Consider the following 13791-nt stretch of genomic DNA (forward strand, 5'->3'; position numbering starts at 1 on the left):
GGTGGGGGTCTGTTCGGAGGGGCGGGGCTGGTGGCCGTCCTGGCTCTGCAGGCTCTGGTCGCCACCGCCGTGATCGCGCTCGATCTGGTGTGGCCGCTGTGGCTCGCCGCTCTCGCGGTGACGGCCGCACTCTTCGCCGTCGCCGGTGTACTCTCCGTGGCCGGCAAGAAGGAGGTCGGGCAGGCGACGCCCGCGGTTCCGCAGCGGGCCGTCGACAGCGTGAAGGCCGACGCGGCCGCGATCAAGGAGAGTGCACACCGATGAACGACCGTCGTGACAACCGTGCTCCCGGCCCGGACGAGCTGCGCGAACAGGTCCGGTCGACGCGGGAGGAACTCGGCCGCAGCGTCGAGGCCCTGGCCGAGAGGGCCGATGTGAAGGCCCAGGCGCGCCAGAGGGCCGACGCCACCCGGGAGAGGGCCGTGGGAGCGGCCCATGACGCGCAGGAGACGGCCGCCAGGGCGCTGCGGACGGCGTACGAGAGGACGCCGGAGCCGGTGCGCGAGAAGGCGGCCCACGCCGCCTCGGCGGCCCGTGGCAACGGCGGACTCGTGCTCGCGGCCGCCGCCGCGCTCGCCGTGGCCTTTCTGCTGGGCAGGGGGTGCCGGCGATGAACACGCCCAAGGTGGCCTACAAGCCCGTCGGCATGGCCCTCGGAGCAGTCAGCGGAGTAATGGCGGGAGCCGTGTTCAAGCAGATCTGGAAGAAGCTCGGACACGACGAGGACGCCCCCGACGCCACCGACCCCGAGCGCACCTGGCGAGAGGTCCTGCTCGCCGCCACCCTCCAGGGAGCCGTGTTCGCCGCCGTCAAGGCGGCCGTGGACCGCGCCGGCGCAACCACCGTGCACCGGCTCACGGGCAGCTGGCCGGGCTGACGGGCCCGAGGCCCGGCAGCCGGCTGCCGGGCCGACCGGCCCGGGCACCGGAACCCACGAGTTCAGGACTGCCGGCCCGGGCGCAACGCGCCCCGCGCGGGATGCGCCGGACCGGGGCCGGGGGAAGCGGCGGCCCTCGGAGCTGTGCGTGGCTGACGACGGGGACGCCGGTCATCGCGACATGGGCGCGGCGACGGGACATGGGCAGTCGCCCGCTTCCGGTGCGGGAGGGTGCGGACGGAGCGGCAACGACGCTGCGTCAGGGCCGGCCGGCCTGCGCCGCGGCCTCCTCCAGGTCGGCGACGGTCCCCGACATGATCGTCCGTACGTGCCGGGTGATGTGCCCGACGGGCCAGTCCCACCAGGCGACGGCGAGGAGACGGGCGACGTCGTCGGCGTCGAAGCGGGTGCGGATGAGCCGGGCGGGATGTCCGCCGGCGATGCCGTAGTCGGGGACGTCGGAGGTGACCACGGCCCCCGCGGCGATGATCGCGCCGTGGCCGATGCGTACGCCGGGCAGGACGGTGGCGCCGTGACCGAACCACACGTCGTTGCCGACGACGGTGTCGCCCCGGCCGGGCAGGCCGGTGATCAGGTCGAAGTGGTCGGCCCAGGAGCCGCCCATGGTGGGGAACGGGAAGGTGGACGGGCCGTCCATGCGGTGGTTGGCGCCGTTCATGAGGAACCGGGTGCCGGTGCCCAGCGCGCAGTACTTGCCGATGACGAGCCGCTCGGGCCCGTAGTGGTAGAGCACGTTCCGCGTCTCGAAGGCGGTGGGGTCGTCCGGATCGTCGTAGTACGAGTAGTCGCCGACCTCGATCAGCGGGGACGTCACCAAGGGCTTCAGCAGGACGACGCGCGGGTGGTCGGGCATCGGATGGAGCACGGTGGGGTCGGCGGGAACGGGTGGCATCGTCGCGGCGGGTCCTCTCGCTCACTCACTAGTGCAACAACTGTTGCGTTAAGATGCTGACACAGCTCCGCATGTCGATCAAGCGGATCGAGGACCCGGCGGCGCGCCTGCCGCGTGCCGGTCGCGCGCAGCCACGCGGGGCGGTGCCGCGGGCGTCGCGATTCAGCCAACTGCCGTTCCCTACAAGGACGTTGTGACTGGATCGAGCCTCCGCAGCCCATGCCACTTCCGTCACACTGATGTTCCCCAGTAAGCGAGCGCGCTGACGCGAGAGGCCGATGGATGCAGCACGAGGTGACGCAGCAGCCGGTCGGTGAGGCGGCCGACCCGACACGTGAGACCGGTACACGCTCCGGTGGGCGCGCAACACTTCGCGGCGATCTGCGGGCGGCACTGCCCGACGCGTCCGCCGCCTTCGTGGTGACGGGGGCCGTGTTCCTGTTCCTGTACTTCCGGATGCGGGCGGGTGAGGGCGACACCGTCGCGGTGATGCCCTTCATGGACGACCCCAACACCTACTGGATGTACCTGCTCAGCCAGGCGTTCGGCTGGTCGGGGCTGCTCTGGGCGTGGGGGACGGTGATGCTGGGACTCCTCCTGTCCGGACCGGGGACCGGCGGGATCCCGGTGCCCCGCGCCACGCTGGAGCGCTGGCACCGCACCACCAGTCTGACCACCATGGCGCTCATGGCCGCACACGCCCTGATGTTCATGGCCGAACTGGTGCGGTACGAGGCCGCGCTGGGATGGGCCGAGCGCCTCTGGGCAGGCTTCGCGGACAGCTTCGTGCCCGGCTGGTACGACTCCGGCACCGGCCAGCTCGCGATTCCCATCGGGCAGGGCGCCCTGTACCTCGCCGTGCCGCTCGGGCTCCTCTTCTACGTGCGGCACCGCATCGGCGCCAACACCTGGCGCAGACTGCACCGGTTCGTGCTCGTGGTGTACGTGCTCAGCGTCTGGCACACCCTGCTGTACGGAACCAATGTCTGGTACGGCGACTGGCCCCGGACCGCGCTGTGGGTTCTCCAGCTCCCCATCGCCGTCCTGCTCCTGGTCCGGCTGATGCGTCCCGCCCGGCGGGCCGAGCGGCTGGGCGCCCCCCGTGGGCGGCAGGCGGCCGGCTGGGCGCTGCGCGCCGGGGGCCGGGTGCTCGTCCTCGCCGTGGTCGTCGGCATCCTCGCGGTGACGGTGTCGGGACGGGACGGCGGGCGGCCGCGGCCGGCCGGCCCGCCGGCCGCGGCGCCCCACGATCACGAGGACGGCTGATCCGCCACCGGGCCCACGTCCGCCGGGGGACCGCCGGGCAGGAACGTGACCTGCGGCGCCCCGGTGCGCGGGTGGACGGCGACGTCCGCGTCCACCCCGTAGACCTCACGGAGCAGCGTGGGGGTGAGGACGTCGGCGGGCGTGCCCCAGGCGACGAGCCGGCCGTCGTGCAGCACGTACAGACGGTCGCAGAAGCCCGACGCCAGGTTGAGGTCGTGCAGCGCCACGAGCACGGTCGCCGGCAGGCGGCGCAGGACGCCCAGGATCTCCAGCTGGTGCCGGATGTCCAGATGGTTCGTGGGCTCGTCCAGCACGAGCAGTGAGGGCTGCTGGGCGAGCGCGCGGGCCACGAGGACGCGCTGGCGCTCGCCGCCCGACAGCCGGTCGAACGCCCGGTCCGCCAGGTGGAGCGCGTCCACGGTGGCCAGGGACGACTCGACCAGACGGCGGTCCTCGGCGGTGTCGCCGTCGAGGAGTCGCTTGTGGGGTGCCCGCCCCATCGCCACGACCTCGCGCACGGCGAGGTCGACATCGGTCGCGGCGTCCTGCACCACCGCCGCCATGGTCCGTGCCAGGTGCCGCACGGGCAGCGTCCAGGTGTCGGCGCCGTCCACCCGCACGGTCCCCGAGGCGGGCCGCAGCATGCGGTAGACGCACCGCAGCAGGCTGGACTTTCCGCTGCCGTTGGGGCCGATCAGTCCGACGACCTCGCCCGGCCCCGCGCCGAGGGACACGTCCTCGGCCAGCCGGCGCGCGCCGGCCGTGAGCGTGACGCCCTCGACGGCGAGCCTGCTCCCCTTCATGCGGGGCCTCCGTCCGTGGTCCGGCGCGCATTGCGGCGCATCAGCCACAGGAAGAACGGTCCCCCGGTCAGTGCCGTGAGCACGCCGACGGGGATCTCCATGGGCGCCGCGACGGTGCGGGCGGCGATGTCCGCCCAGACCAGGAAGACGGCGCCGCCGAGCGCCGCCGTGGGCAGCAGCCGCCGGTGGTCGCCGCCCACGAACAGCCGCACGACGTGCGGGGTCATCAGTCCGACGAAGCCGATCGGGCCCGCCGCCGCCACCAGGACGCCCGTGAGCAGCGACAGCAGCACGAAGGTCCGCGCCCGGAAGCGGGCCACGTCCAGGCCCATCGTCGTCGCTGCCTCCTCCCCCGCCATCAGCAGGTTCAGCGAACGGGCCTGGAGGAGCAGGACGCCGAGGCCGAGCAGCAGTGCGGTGCCCGGCAGCCACAGCGTCGCCCACCGCACCCCGCCGAGTCCGCCCAGGGTCCAGGCAAGCACGGCCCGGGCCTCGTTGCCCCGCTCGCCGGTGAGCAGCAGCACGTTCATCAGCGCGGTCAGCACCGAGGCGTAGGCGACGCCCGACAGGACGAGCCGGGTGGAGGTGATCCTGCCGCCGGTCCTGGCCGTCGTGTAGACGAGGAACAGGGTGAGCAGGGCGCCCGCGAAAGCGGCGGCCGAGAGCGAGAGGTTCCCGAAGAGGTTCACCCCGAAGACGATCACCGCGACCGCGCCGAGCGACGCGCCGGACGAGACCCCGAGCAGGTAGGGCTCGGCGAGGGGGTTGCGCACCAGCGCCTGGAGCGCCGTGCCGATCAGGGCGAGCCCTGCCCCGGTGACCGCGCCGAGCAGCACCCGGGGGGCGCGGACGTCGAGCACGATGGTCTCGCGCGCCGTGGACCAGGTGGCCTGCGACCACTCCAGGCCCACGGCGTGGCTGACGATGCCCCACACCTGGCCGGCCGGCACGTGCACGGAGCCGATGGCCGTGCCCGCGGTCATCGAGACGACGAGCAGGGCGGCGAGGACCGCCACGGTGGATCCGAAGGCGAACCGCCGGGGCTCGCCGCCCGGGACCGCGGTCCCGGTGCGCGGGGGGACGACGGTGTCCTTCGCGGGAGCGGTCACCGGAACCGCTTCGGGTGCAGGCCGCGCGCCAGGTCCTCGACGGCGTGGGGCGCCCGCACACCGACCAGGGTGGCGGTCAGCGGAAGCACCACGAAGCGCTCGTTCCTCACCGCCGGGACGTCCGCGAGGGCGGGCTGGGAGAGCAGGAACCGCTTCTTCTCCTCGACGCTTCCGGCGCCGGCGTAGTCGTAGATCGCGATGACCTCGGGCCTGCGGGCGACGACCTGCTCCCAGGAGACGTCCCCGAAGACGTCGTCGAGGTCCGCGAACACGTTCCGCCCGCCCGCGAGGTCGATGATCTCGGTGCCGAGGCTCTTGCCGCCCGCGGTGAAGGCGCTCTTGTCCCCGCTGTCGTAGACGAAGACGGGGACCTCCCGCTCGCCCTCGACCGCCTCGGAGGCGGCTTCCACCCGGCCCCTGAGCTCGGCGACGAGGGCGGCGGCGCGGTCCCGCACCCCGAACAGCCCGCCGATGGCGGCGATCTCGTCGTAGGTGTCCTGCATGGAGACCTGCTTCTTCCCGCAGTACTCGCGGTTGAGATAGGTGTCGATGCCCGCGTCCCTGAACGCCTCGCGGGACCGGCCCTCGTTCTCCGCGAAGGCGCTGCCGTAGCCGCCGTAGACGAAGTCCGGCTCGGCGTCGAGGATCTTCTCGAACGACGGCTCCTTCTCGGCGAGTTCGGGGATGGACGAGAAGTCCTTGCGCAGGCCGGGCAGGACGTCGGAGTCGGGGAAGGCGGTGCCGATCATCCGGTCCTTCAGGCCGAGCGAGAGCATGAGTTCGGCCGGGTGCTGGTGGATGGTGACGACCCGCGACGGCGGCGCCTCGTACGTGGTGCGCACACCGCAGTTGTCCACCGTGAGGGGAAAGCCGTCCGCCGCGGCCGCCGCGGGTCCGTCGTCGTGCGCGGCGCCCGGCGCGCCGCATCCGGTGAGCAGGGCCGCCGACAGCGCCGCTGCGGTCCCGGCCGCGCGCAGGGCACGGCGGGCGGGCCGGAAGATGGGCAGGGCGAAGGGACGGGGCATGCCGTCGTACACGTGAAAAGCCTCCTGCGGAGTCCGCGCTCCTCGGATCGGGCCCGCGACAGGCCAGTGTCCTGACTTCCGGATCGGCGTTCCCCGGCCTTCCCGCGCTGGGCGCAGTGGCACATGAAAGGGGTCCGCTCCCCGGTCACAGTGGCGGGACCGTGCCGGATTCGCACCGGCCGGTGAGCAGGGCCGCCGACAGCGCCGCTGCGGTCCCGGCCGCGCGCAGGGCACGGCGGGCGGGCCGGAAGATGGGCAGGGCGAAGGGACGGGGCATGCCGTCGTACACGTGAAAAGCCTCCTGCGGAGTCCGCGCTCCTCGGATCGGGCCCGCGACAGGCCAGTGTCCTGACTTCCGGATCGGCGTTCCCCGGCCTTCCCGCGCTGGGCGCAGTGGCACATGAAAGGGGTCCGCTCCCCGGTCACAGTGGCGGGACCGTGCCGGATTCGCACCGGCTTCCTGTCTCCCGTCGCGGCGATGACCAGCTGATCCTATGGTCCTTCGGGAGAACGGCAAAGGGCGCACGCCTTCGGCCGTGCGCCCCGCGGCACCGTCAGGCCGTCCGGACGGCCCGCACCACGAGCCGCTCCGCGTCCTGGTCGTAGGGGCGGCCGTCGAATCCGCCGAACACCTCGACCTCGCCGAAACCGGCGTCGCGCACCATGGCGCGCAGTTCGACGGCGCTGTAGACGAACCACACCAGGCTCGCCCGGGTCACCCGCTCACCGCGCACCAGCACCCAGTCGCTCCGCAGCCGCGCCCAGTCGTCCAGCACCGTGTCCGTCTGCACCAGCAGGTCGTCGCCGCGCTGCACCACCTTCGGCGGGACGACCTTGCGGGCGAGCAGTTCCTTGCCCGCCAGGTCGAGCACCAGGACGCCGCCGGGGACCAGCGCGTCGTGCATGGTGCGCAGGACGCGGGCGTTGTCCGCCGGGTCCTCGAAGTACCCGAAGGAGGTGAACATGTTGAGCACGACGTCGTATGCGCCCTCGGCCCGGTACCCGAGCACGTCTGCCTCGACGAACCGGGGTGCGGCTCCCGCGTCGGCGGCGCGCTTGCGGCCCCGTTCCAGCAGGGCGGGGCTGCGGTCCACACCCGTCACGTCCATGCCCCGCAGCGCCAGCGGGACGGTGAAGACCCCCGGGCCGCAGCACAGGTCGAGCACACGCGCCCCGGCGGGGAAGGAGAGCAGGGGTGAGCCGTCGAGAAGTTCCTCGGCCTGGGTGTACCGCTGCTCCGAGAAGAGGAAGTCGTAGAACTCGGTCCAGAAGTCATCGTCCTGGAATCCGCCGGTTCGCGTCATCGGGGTTCGGGGTTCCTTTCGGTYCGGTGGGTGCGGTSGSTSCGGTGGGTGCGGTCGCTGCGGTCGTTGCGTGGTCCGCGGGCCGGGTGGCGTCGGTGCCCGTGGCCTCGTCCGCGGTGCCGGCGTCCGCCACCGGCGCGGGCGCGGGCGCCCGCCGCAGGGACATCAGGAGCCAGGGCAGCACGAGGCACTGGGCGGCCGCCAGCAGCCAGAACGTGCCGGTGTCGCCGCCCCGTTCCGCGAGTCCGTACAGCTGCCCGCCGAGCACCCCGCTCGCGCATGCGCCGAGCCCCGCGGCGAGCCGCTGCTGCCCGAAGACCACCGCGTCGGAACGGGGGCTGCGGGCCAGCGCCTCCAGGTCGTTCTTGAGGAAGAGCACGATGTCGCCGAGCGTGATCAGTGCTCCGCCGGCCAGCAGCGCGGGCCTCGTGCCGAGGGAGAGCACCGCGAGCCCCGCCGCGAGCCCGGTGAAGCCGACGGCCAGGGCGAGGGGGTACGGCATGCGCCGGATCAGCCCGGAGGCAGGCGGCTGCACGACGATGACCAGCAGGAAGCAGAGCAGCAGCACCAGGCTGTAGAACGACGCGGACGCCCGCTCCACCGCGTACACGGCGAGATAGTGCTGGAAGTGGAAGTAGAGGTAGAAGGCGAGCGCGTTGGCCGTGAACGGGAGCACGGCGATGCCGCTGAGCAGGCCCTGCCGGGGGCCGTCCGAGGCCGGCCGGTCCCCGCCGGAGGACGCCGGCAGACGCGCGTGCCCGAGGGTCACCACGGCGAACAGCGCGGTCACCGCGAGGAACAGCGGCGCGGGCGACGACAGCACGAACGGGCCCGCCACCAGCGGGCCCACCGCCATTCCCGCGTTGAGCGCCGCGTTGCCCGCGGAGAGGAACACCGGCCGGCGTTCCTCGTCCACGCCGTCCACCAGGTACGCCTTGTTCGCCGGCAGGTACAGCGCCGCCCCGCAGCAGGTGAGGATCAGCGCGCCCACGGCGAGCGGTGGCCAGCGCAGCGCCGCGAGCAGTCCCACGAAGCCCGCGGTCCGGATGACGAGCGCCCAGGTCATCGTCCTGCGCAGCCCGATGCGTTCCGCCACCGCGCCGCCGACGACGCCCCCGGAGAACTGCACCAGGGACGCCGCCGCGAGCACCACGCCGACCGTGCCGAGCCCCATGCCGAGGCGTTCGTGCAGGAAGACCGACATGAACGGCAGCACCATGAAGCTGCCGAGCGGGATCAGGAACGAACTCAGCAGCAGGAAGCGCAGCGGACCGGTGAAGGAGGCGAGCGTGTGCCGCAACCGTCCGCCGGCGCCGATGCGTTCAGCCACGGACCGGACGCTCCCCCGGCGCGTCCCCGGGGCCGGCCTCGGTGAGCACCCGCACGGTGTTGGCGGCCGCGACGGCGCGATGGGTGGCCAGTTCGGCGGTCTCGGCCTCGGCGTAGACGATGCCGGCGTACCCGCGGCTGTCGTCCAGGTGGTCGATGCGGTCGCCGACCTGCTTGACGGGGTACCAGGCGGGCGCCCCCGGCAGGTCCGCCAGCCGTTCGAGGCCCTCGACGCCGGTGAACACACCGGGCCGTGCCGGGTAGCCCAGCACGAAGGCCACCGCCGGTCCGCCGGGCAGGTCGGCGTCCATCAGCCGCGGCCGGCGGCCGAGCGCCGTCTCCGCCATCGCCTCGTAGACGTTGTAGCCCAGCGCCCGGCACATCCCTTCGCCGACCAGGGCGCCGCCGATGCGCGGGTTGATCTCGATCACCTCGGGGCCGTCCGCGGTGAGGGCGAACTCCACGTGGGCGAACCGGTCGGTGTATCCCACGGCCGCGAGGACGCCGTCGAGCCAGCGCTCCAGTTCCGCTACGACGCGCTCGGGGAAGGCGACGGGAAAGGCGGTGATCTCCTCGCGGAAGCGGGGCTCGGGGGACATCAGCCGGCTGGAGACGCCGAGCAGCCGGGTGGAGCCGGCCCAGGTCAGGGTCTCGGCGCTGTAGACGGGCCCGGGGAGGTACGGCTCGGCGAACAGGCCGCCCTTGAGCTGCCGTCCGGCGGCCTCCCGCAGGGCGGCGTCCAGAGCCGTCTCGTCACGGACGAGCCACACGTTCTGGCTGCCCGTGCCGGCGGTGTCCTTGACCACGGCGGGAAAGCCGGTCTCCTTGGCGACCAGGGCCGCGAACTCGGCCGCCGCCGTGTCCGGCGCCCGGACCGCCCGGGACCGGGTGAGTCCCGCGGCGTGCAGCAGGTCGCGGACGGCGGCCTTGTCCCGGGTCAGGCGCAGCACGGCGGGATCGAGCCCGGGGAGGCCGAAGCGGGCCGTCAGGTCGGCGCCGACCAGCATCCAGGTGTCCGTGGAGCCGATCAGTCCCCGCAGGTCCGGTGTGGCCGCGAGCAGCGCCGCCACCGCCTCGGTGTCGAAGGTGTCCACCTCCGTCACCTCGAGCGCGTCCGCGGGCAGCCGGTCCAGTTCGTAGCGGTAGTACGACGGGTCGCGTGTCAGCAGACGCAGCCGCTCGCCGAGGGCGTCGGCGGCGCGGACCAGATGGCCCAGGCCGAAGGAGAGCGATTCCAGGCAGACCAGGGTCACGCTGCCGATTCCTTCCAGTGTGCGGGGCAGGGGGTCCGGTTCCACGCCATGGTCGACCAGGGCATGGACATCTCGTCGGGAGAGCCGACCTCGACGGGTTTGAGCCCCGCCGGATCGAGGGCTTCGCCGTGACGCCGGTGCACGCGTTCGACGTAGCGGTGCCCGGTGTCGGCACCGATGACCAGGTGCAGCCGGTCGGGCAGGCGCCGGGACTCGTGGACGGCGGCGAGGTAGGCGGCGCCGGTGGAGAGCCCGGCGAAGACCGCGTGGTCGCGCAGGAGCGCCACCGTGCCCGCCATGGCGTGGGTGAAGTCCATCCAGTGCAGGGCGTCGTACAGGTGGTGGCGCACGTTGTCGAAGACGATCGACGAGCCGATGCCGGCGATGATCGCCTCCGGATCATCGTGGTCCTGGCTTCCGAAGGTGACGCTGCCGAAGGGCTGCACGCCCACCAGGCGCACGGACGGGTCGCGCCGTCGCAGGTGCTCCACGAGCCCACCGGTCGACGCCCCCGAGCCGACGCCCCCGACGACCGCCAGGGGTCGGTCCGGCAGGGCGGCGGTCACCTGGTCGGCCACCTCCCGGTAGCCGAGGTAGTGCACGTCGTCGTGGTACTGGCGCATCCAGTGGGCGTCCGTACGCCGGGCCAGGAAGGCCCGCACCCGCCGCACGCGCAACTCCTGGTCCAGCTTGAGGTTCTTCGAGGGCTGCACCTGCTCGACCGTGGCGCCCAGGATCTCCAGCTGGGCCAGGGTGCTGGCGTCCACGGTCGTGGACGCCACGACGTGGCAGTGCATGCCGTACCGGTGGCAGGCGAGGGCCAGGGCGTAGGCGTAGATGCCGCTCGAACTGTCGACGAGTGTCTGTCCCGGGGAGATGGTGCCCCGTTCCAGGAGGTGCCGGACGGCGGCGAGCGCCGAGTAGATCTTCATGGACTCGAACCGGAGCAGCACCACGGAGTCCGTCAGCCGGACGAGGTCGGGACGCTTGACGGCGTCTGCGACGTGCGGGTGGATCACGCGAAGCCTCCTTGGGCGAAGGTGCACTGGTGTCCGAGGGAGCGGAAGAAGGCGGAGAGTTCCCCTTTGAGCGAGGGAGCGGGCCGGTGGGCGAAGAGGTAGCCGACGAGGGAGCCGGTGTGCGCGACGAAGACGCCGTCCGCACCGAACTCGTCGCGGTGCGCGAGGACCGCGCCGAAGGTCTGTTTGGGCAGGGCTTCCTGGGACAGCACGGCGCTGGTGGTGGCGGCACGGGCGACGGCGGGCGCGTCCTTGGCGGAGAACCCCTTGAGCAGGTCCGTCAGACAGCGCTCGTACTCGTCGCCGCGGCGCCGGTAGTGCCGCAGCAGCACCGGTGTGGTGGCCGAGGTGTCGACGGTTCCCGGCTCCGTCACGAAGGCGGTGTGGAAGACGACTCCGGTGCCCAGCCGGCGCACCACCCGGTGGCGTGCGCTCAGATGGAGGGCGAACTCCTCGAGGAAGACGCTGTCCGCGCGTTCGATCGCGGCGAGCACGTCCCTCGTCGTGTCCGGGTCCTCGGGCAGGGAGAACACCCGGAACAGGCATCGCAGCGCCGCCACGATGTCGGCGGTCGAACTGGCCATTCCCACCCCGACGGTGAGATCGCTGTGGGCGCTGAAGCGCCCGGGTGGCAGTGTGCGCCCGTGGCGGTCCAGGAACAGCCGCACGGCCCGCTGCGTCTTCTCGCCCAGCGGCCCGGACGCGGTGCCGGGTTCGGGCCCGGACGCGGTGCCGGGTTCGGGCCCGGAGACGGGCTGGGGTTCGTCGCCCGGGGTGAAGTAGACCCAGGAGTGCCGGTCGACGGGGAAGGAGACCAGGGCGATGTCCGGGTCGGGCCCGGCGCGCAGCGGCCCCTGGTAGAGCTCGCCGAGCGTGCCGTGGCAGACGCCGGCGAAGCCGCGGCCCACCGCGGCGGCATCGGGCGTCAGCATGGGGTGCGGTGTACCGTGCGGGCCGGCACGGGCCGGTCGTCGAGGTGTGCGGTGGTCACGCCGTTTCCTCTCTCGTCGGCCGGACCCGGGGGTACGGGGGCGGCGAGAGCGCACGCGTGAGCGCACGGTTCCAGCGCACCGCCGACCCAACCCACGAGGCCGCTGTGAAGAGCGCATGCCGGTGGCACGCGCGCAGTGGCAGGTCTTCGGACTCGTGGGCGTGCCGGCCGGGCACATGGCCCGGTGCAGGCGCCTACCGGCCGTCGCTTCCCGGGGTCCCGCACGACCCCCCAGTGCTGATGACGGCTTTCGATCCCACTCACCGCTGCGGGACAGTCCCGGATTCACACCGGGTTCCCTCTTGCGACGCACCGTCTGGCCGACGGTGCGAACCGACTGCGCCGATCAGCGTAGGTGGCCTGTTCGTGTCGCGACAGAGCGCTCCGCAGATTGTCTCGTTGTGATTGGTGACACCGCGTGAGCGCATGCATCGGACCGCGGCGCCGGTGACGGTGTGTCAGTCCGCTTTATGCGTGCGCGTCGCCCTTTACCGGCACAGGAGGAGTCGCGTCGGCCAACGGCCCGGGGACCCGGCCTGACGCTGAGGGGTCCCCCTCGCGTGGCGGCACGGCGCGAGGAGCGGCTCCTATGCGCCATGCGCCGGATCGGAACTCGTCCCCGCCGGCGCCGGTCCCGTGCGTCCCGCAGGAGACTCGCCGACGGGGAGCGCGCCGGCGCCGCGCCGGTCCGCGCGGTTCCGGCGGCACGGGGCCGGGCATCCGGAGCACCCGCGTTGGGCAGGCCCGGGAGCTGGGCAGGGACCGGCGCCTCCTGCGGTGGTGCGGAGATCGTCGCGACCCGTTCGGCGGGAGCGATGCCGTCGCAGGAGCCCGGCGGCCGGGACCGGTGCCTCTCCGCACGGTCCCTCCGGTCGTCCTCGGCGCCGGCCGTAGGCGCGCAGCCGCGTGCCGGATGGCGTCGACGACCGTGCGCGGGCGATGAAAAGCAGCCATGTACGCGCCGGCGGACGCCCCTGACAACGGTGCGGGACGCACCGACGGACGCAGGGTCGTATCGCGGTGCGCCGCCGTCGGCAGCCGGTCTCCGTCCGAGGTCCGGGGCCCGAGGTGGGCTGTTCGACGCCGTCCACGGCGCCTCGGACACCCTGGTGTGACGCACGCCACCATGCCGCCCGGGAACTCGGCGGTCGCCGTGACCGACATCTGGTGTGCACACGACGGGAGTCCACCAGGGAGGTGGCGATGGTTGCCTCGGCGCCCGCCGGCGATCGCACCGGCGACCGCCGCGCCGCCCGGCATGTGGCGGGTACGGCTCCAGCCGCACCCCCTGGGCATGCGTCCCGTCGCACCGCCCTGCGCCGAACACAACGCCCCACCGGATCACGCCGGTGGGACCACTGTGTCGAGCGGAGCCGACGAGGAACCCCGCGTGCGGCGCAGGGCCGCGGTCCCCGACATGCGGGGGCGCGCCGCCGCGCGGCCGTGCGGAGTGCAGGCTGTGCGGTGCGCGGACCTCTGCAGCCGTTCGCCGTCGTGCGGACCTCGCGCCTCGACCCCGATCGGGTGACCCGCGCGGTGTGGACCCGTCCGGGTCACGGCCAGACAGGCGCCGCCGTGCCGAGCAGCGCGCAGGCGCGCTGGACGGGGTCGAGCCCGCGGGCGGGCGCGGCGGTCCGGGGCTGGCTGCGACAGGTGAAGCCGAGCTTGGTCATGGCACGCAGGACCTCGTCGGCGCTGAAGTCGCGGCGGTCCTGACGGGTGAGAACCTGGCCGACCTGCTTGGCGGGATAGGCGCGGCGCCCGATGACCACGGACGCGCCGGTGATCTCCTCGGCCTTGACGCCCTTCATGGATTCCATGACGCCGCTCTTGGTGAAATCGAAGGGAAAACGGGCGATGACACAGCGCACGATGCCTCACAGGGAGAAGAAGGGATGGTTT

15 protein-coding genes and 3 riboswitches are annotated in these 13791 nt (G+C 73.1%); of the genes, 4 read left to right on the top strand and 11 right to left on the bottom strand.

Annotated elements, in window-relative coordinates:
• The 3 genes from EAO77_RS20335 to EAO77_RS20345 all read left to right on the top strand — a co-directional run.
• Positions 1-264 (top strand): phage holin family protein (locus EAO77_RS20335; protein WP_187283328.1); only part of this gene is annotated, 264 nt, incomplete at its 5' end.
• A complete protein-coding gene (locus EAO77_RS20340) occupies positions 261-614 on the top strand; it encodes a DUF3618 domain-containing protein (RefSeq protein WP_147989723.1) in 354 nt (117 codons plus the stop codon). The genes EAO77_RS20335 and EAO77_RS20340, both read left to right, overlap by 4 nt.
• Positions 611-877: a DUF4235 domain-containing protein gene (locus tag EAO77_RS20345; RefSeq protein WP_147989724.1), complete on the top strand. Its 267-nt coding sequence runs from the start codon at positions 611-613 to the stop codon at positions 875-877. The genes EAO77_RS20340 and EAO77_RS20345 overlap by 4 nt, the downstream gene beginning before the upstream one ends.
• A gap of 259 nt (positions 878-1136) precedes the next feature.
• Here the strand turns inward: EAO77_RS20345 and EAO77_RS20350 are convergent, their stop codons facing one another.
• Positions 1137-1790 carry a CatB-related O-acetyltransferase gene (locus EAO77_RS20350; RefSeq protein ID WP_147989725.1) on the bottom strand — a complete coding sequence of 218 codons (654 nt, stop codon included), beginning with the start codon at positions 1788-1790 and terminating at the stop codon, positions 1137-1139.
• A 282-nt stretch (positions 1791-2072) separates the two neighbouring features.
• Here EAO77_RS20350 and EAO77_RS20355 point away from each other — a divergent pair, with 282 nt between their 5' ends.
• On the top strand, positions 2073-3056 hold the full coding sequence (locus tag EAO77_RS20355) for a ferric reductase-like transmembrane domain-containing protein (RefSeq protein ID WP_147989726.1): 984 nt from the start codon (positions 2073-2075) through the stop codon (positions 3054-3056).
• Here EAO77_RS20355 and EAO77_RS20360 read toward each other — a convergent pair.
• The 10 genes from EAO77_RS20360 to EAO77_RS20400 all read right to left on the bottom strand — a co-directional run bounded on the left by EAO77_RS20360 (position 3041) and on the right by EAO77_RS20400 (position 13760).
• On the bottom strand, positions 3041-3859 hold the full coding sequence (locus EAO77_RS20360) for an ABC transporter ATP-binding protein (RefSeq protein ID WP_147989727.1): 819 nt from the start codon (positions 3857-3859) through the stop codon (positions 3041-3043). The genes EAO77_RS20355 and EAO77_RS20360 overlap by 16 nt on opposite strands.
• Positions 3856-4968 (bottom strand): FecCD family ABC transporter permease, encoded by a 1113-nt coding sequence (locus EAO77_RS20365; protein WP_261994052.1) that lies wholly within the window; start codon positions 4966-4968, stop codon positions 3856-3858. The genes EAO77_RS20360 and EAO77_RS20365 overlap by 4 nt, the downstream gene beginning before the upstream one ends.
• On the bottom strand, positions 4965-6005 hold the full coding sequence (locus EAO77_RS20370) for an ABC transporter substrate-binding protein (protein WP_147989728.1): 1041 nt from the start codon (positions 6003-6005) through the stop codon (positions 4965-4967). The genes EAO77_RS20365 and EAO77_RS20370 overlap by 4 nt, the downstream gene beginning before the upstream one ends.
• A gap of 57 nt (positions 6006-6062) precedes the next feature.
• Positions 6063-6173: riboswitch (cobalamin riboswitch) on the bottom strand.
• On the bottom strand, positions 6139-6282 hold the full coding sequence (locus EAO77_RS38720) for a hypothetical protein (protein WP_187283329.1): 144 nt from the start codon (positions 6280-6282) through the stop codon (positions 6139-6141). (Overlaps the previous riboswitch by 35 nt.)
• 31 nt (positions 6283-6313) lie before the next feature.
• A riboswitch (cobalamin riboswitch) is annotated at positions 6314-6495 on the bottom strand.
• 52 nt (positions 6496-6547) lie between these two features.
• On the bottom strand, positions 6548-7297 hold the full coding sequence (locus EAO77_RS20375) for a class I SAM-dependent methyltransferase (protein ID WP_147989729.1): 750 nt from the start codon (positions 7295-7297) through the stop codon (positions 6548-6550).
• Positions 7266-8627: an MFS transporter gene (locus tag EAO77_RS20380; RefSeq protein ID WP_147989730.1), complete on the bottom strand. Its 1362-nt coding sequence runs from the start codon at positions 8625-8627 to the stop codon at positions 7266-7268. The genes EAO77_RS20375 and EAO77_RS20380 overlap by 32 nt, the downstream gene beginning before the upstream one ends.
• Positions 8620-9879 carry an ATP-grasp domain-containing protein gene (locus EAO77_RS20385; protein WP_147989731.1) on the bottom strand — a complete coding sequence of 420 codons (1260 nt, stop codon included), beginning with the start codon at positions 9877-9879 and terminating at the stop codon, positions 8620-8622. Before EAO77_RS20385 ends, EAO77_RS20380 begins: the two co-directional genes overlap by 8 nt.
• Positions 9876-10898 carry a cysteine synthase family protein gene (locus EAO77_RS20390; protein ID WP_147989732.1) on the bottom strand — a complete coding sequence of 341 codons (1023 nt, stop codon included), beginning with the start codon at positions 10896-10898 and terminating at the stop codon, positions 9876-9878. The genes EAO77_RS20385 and EAO77_RS20390 overlap by 4 nt, the downstream gene beginning before the upstream one ends.
• Positions 10895-11830, bottom strand: a complete 936-nt coding sequence (locus EAO77_RS20395) for a hypothetical protein (protein WP_147989733.1) — start codon at positions 11828-11830, stop codon at positions 10895-10897. The genes EAO77_RS20390 and EAO77_RS20395 overlap by 4 nt, the downstream gene beginning before the upstream one ends.
• A gap of 200 nt (positions 11831-12030) precedes the next feature.
• Positions 12031-12193: riboswitch (cobalamin riboswitch) on the bottom strand.
• 1249 nt (positions 12194-13442) lie between these two features.
• Positions 13443-13760, bottom strand: a complete 318-nt coding sequence (locus EAO77_RS20400; RefSeq protein ID WP_147989734.1) for an SCO5918 family protein — start codon at positions 13758-13760, stop codon at positions 13443-13445.
• Between the last annotated feature and the right edge of the window lie 31 nt (positions 13761-13791).

Origin of the sequence: Streptomyces sp. T39, assembly GCF_008042045.1 — a bacterium.
Classification (GTDB): Bacteria; Actinomycetota; Actinomycetes; order Streptomycetales; family Streptomycetaceae; genus Streptomyces.

Bases quoted from the DNA above. Each gene is read 5' to 3' on its own strand.
- EAO77_RS20340 (WP_147989723.1), top strand. From the start codon at position 261: ATGAACGACCGTCGTGACAACCGTGCTCCCGGCCCGGACGAGCTGCGC.
- EAO77_RS20345 (WP_147989724.1), top strand. From the start codon at position 611: ATGAACACGCCCAAGGTGGCCTACAAGCCCGTCGGCATGGCCCTCGGA.
- EAO77_RS20350 (WP_147989725.1), bottom strand. From the start codon at position 1,790: ATGCCACCCGTTCCCGCCGACCCCACCGTGCTCCATCCGATGCCCGAC.
- EAO77_RS20355 (WP_147989726.1), top strand. From the start codon at position 2,073: ATGCAGCACGAGGTGACGCAGCAGCCGGTCGGTGAGGCGGCCGACCCG.
- EAO77_RS20360 (WP_147989727.1), bottom strand. From the start codon at position 3,859: ATGAAGGGGAGCAGGCTCGCCGTCGAGGGCGTCACGCTCACGGCCGGC.
- EAO77_RS20375 (WP_147989729.1), bottom strand. From the start codon at position 7,297: ATGACGCGAACCGGCGGATTCCAGGACGATGACTTCTGGACCGAGTTC.
- EAO77_RS20395 (WP_147989733.1), bottom strand. From the start codon at position 11,830: ATGCTGACGCCCGATGCCGCCGCGGTGGGCCGCGGCTTCGCCGGCGTC.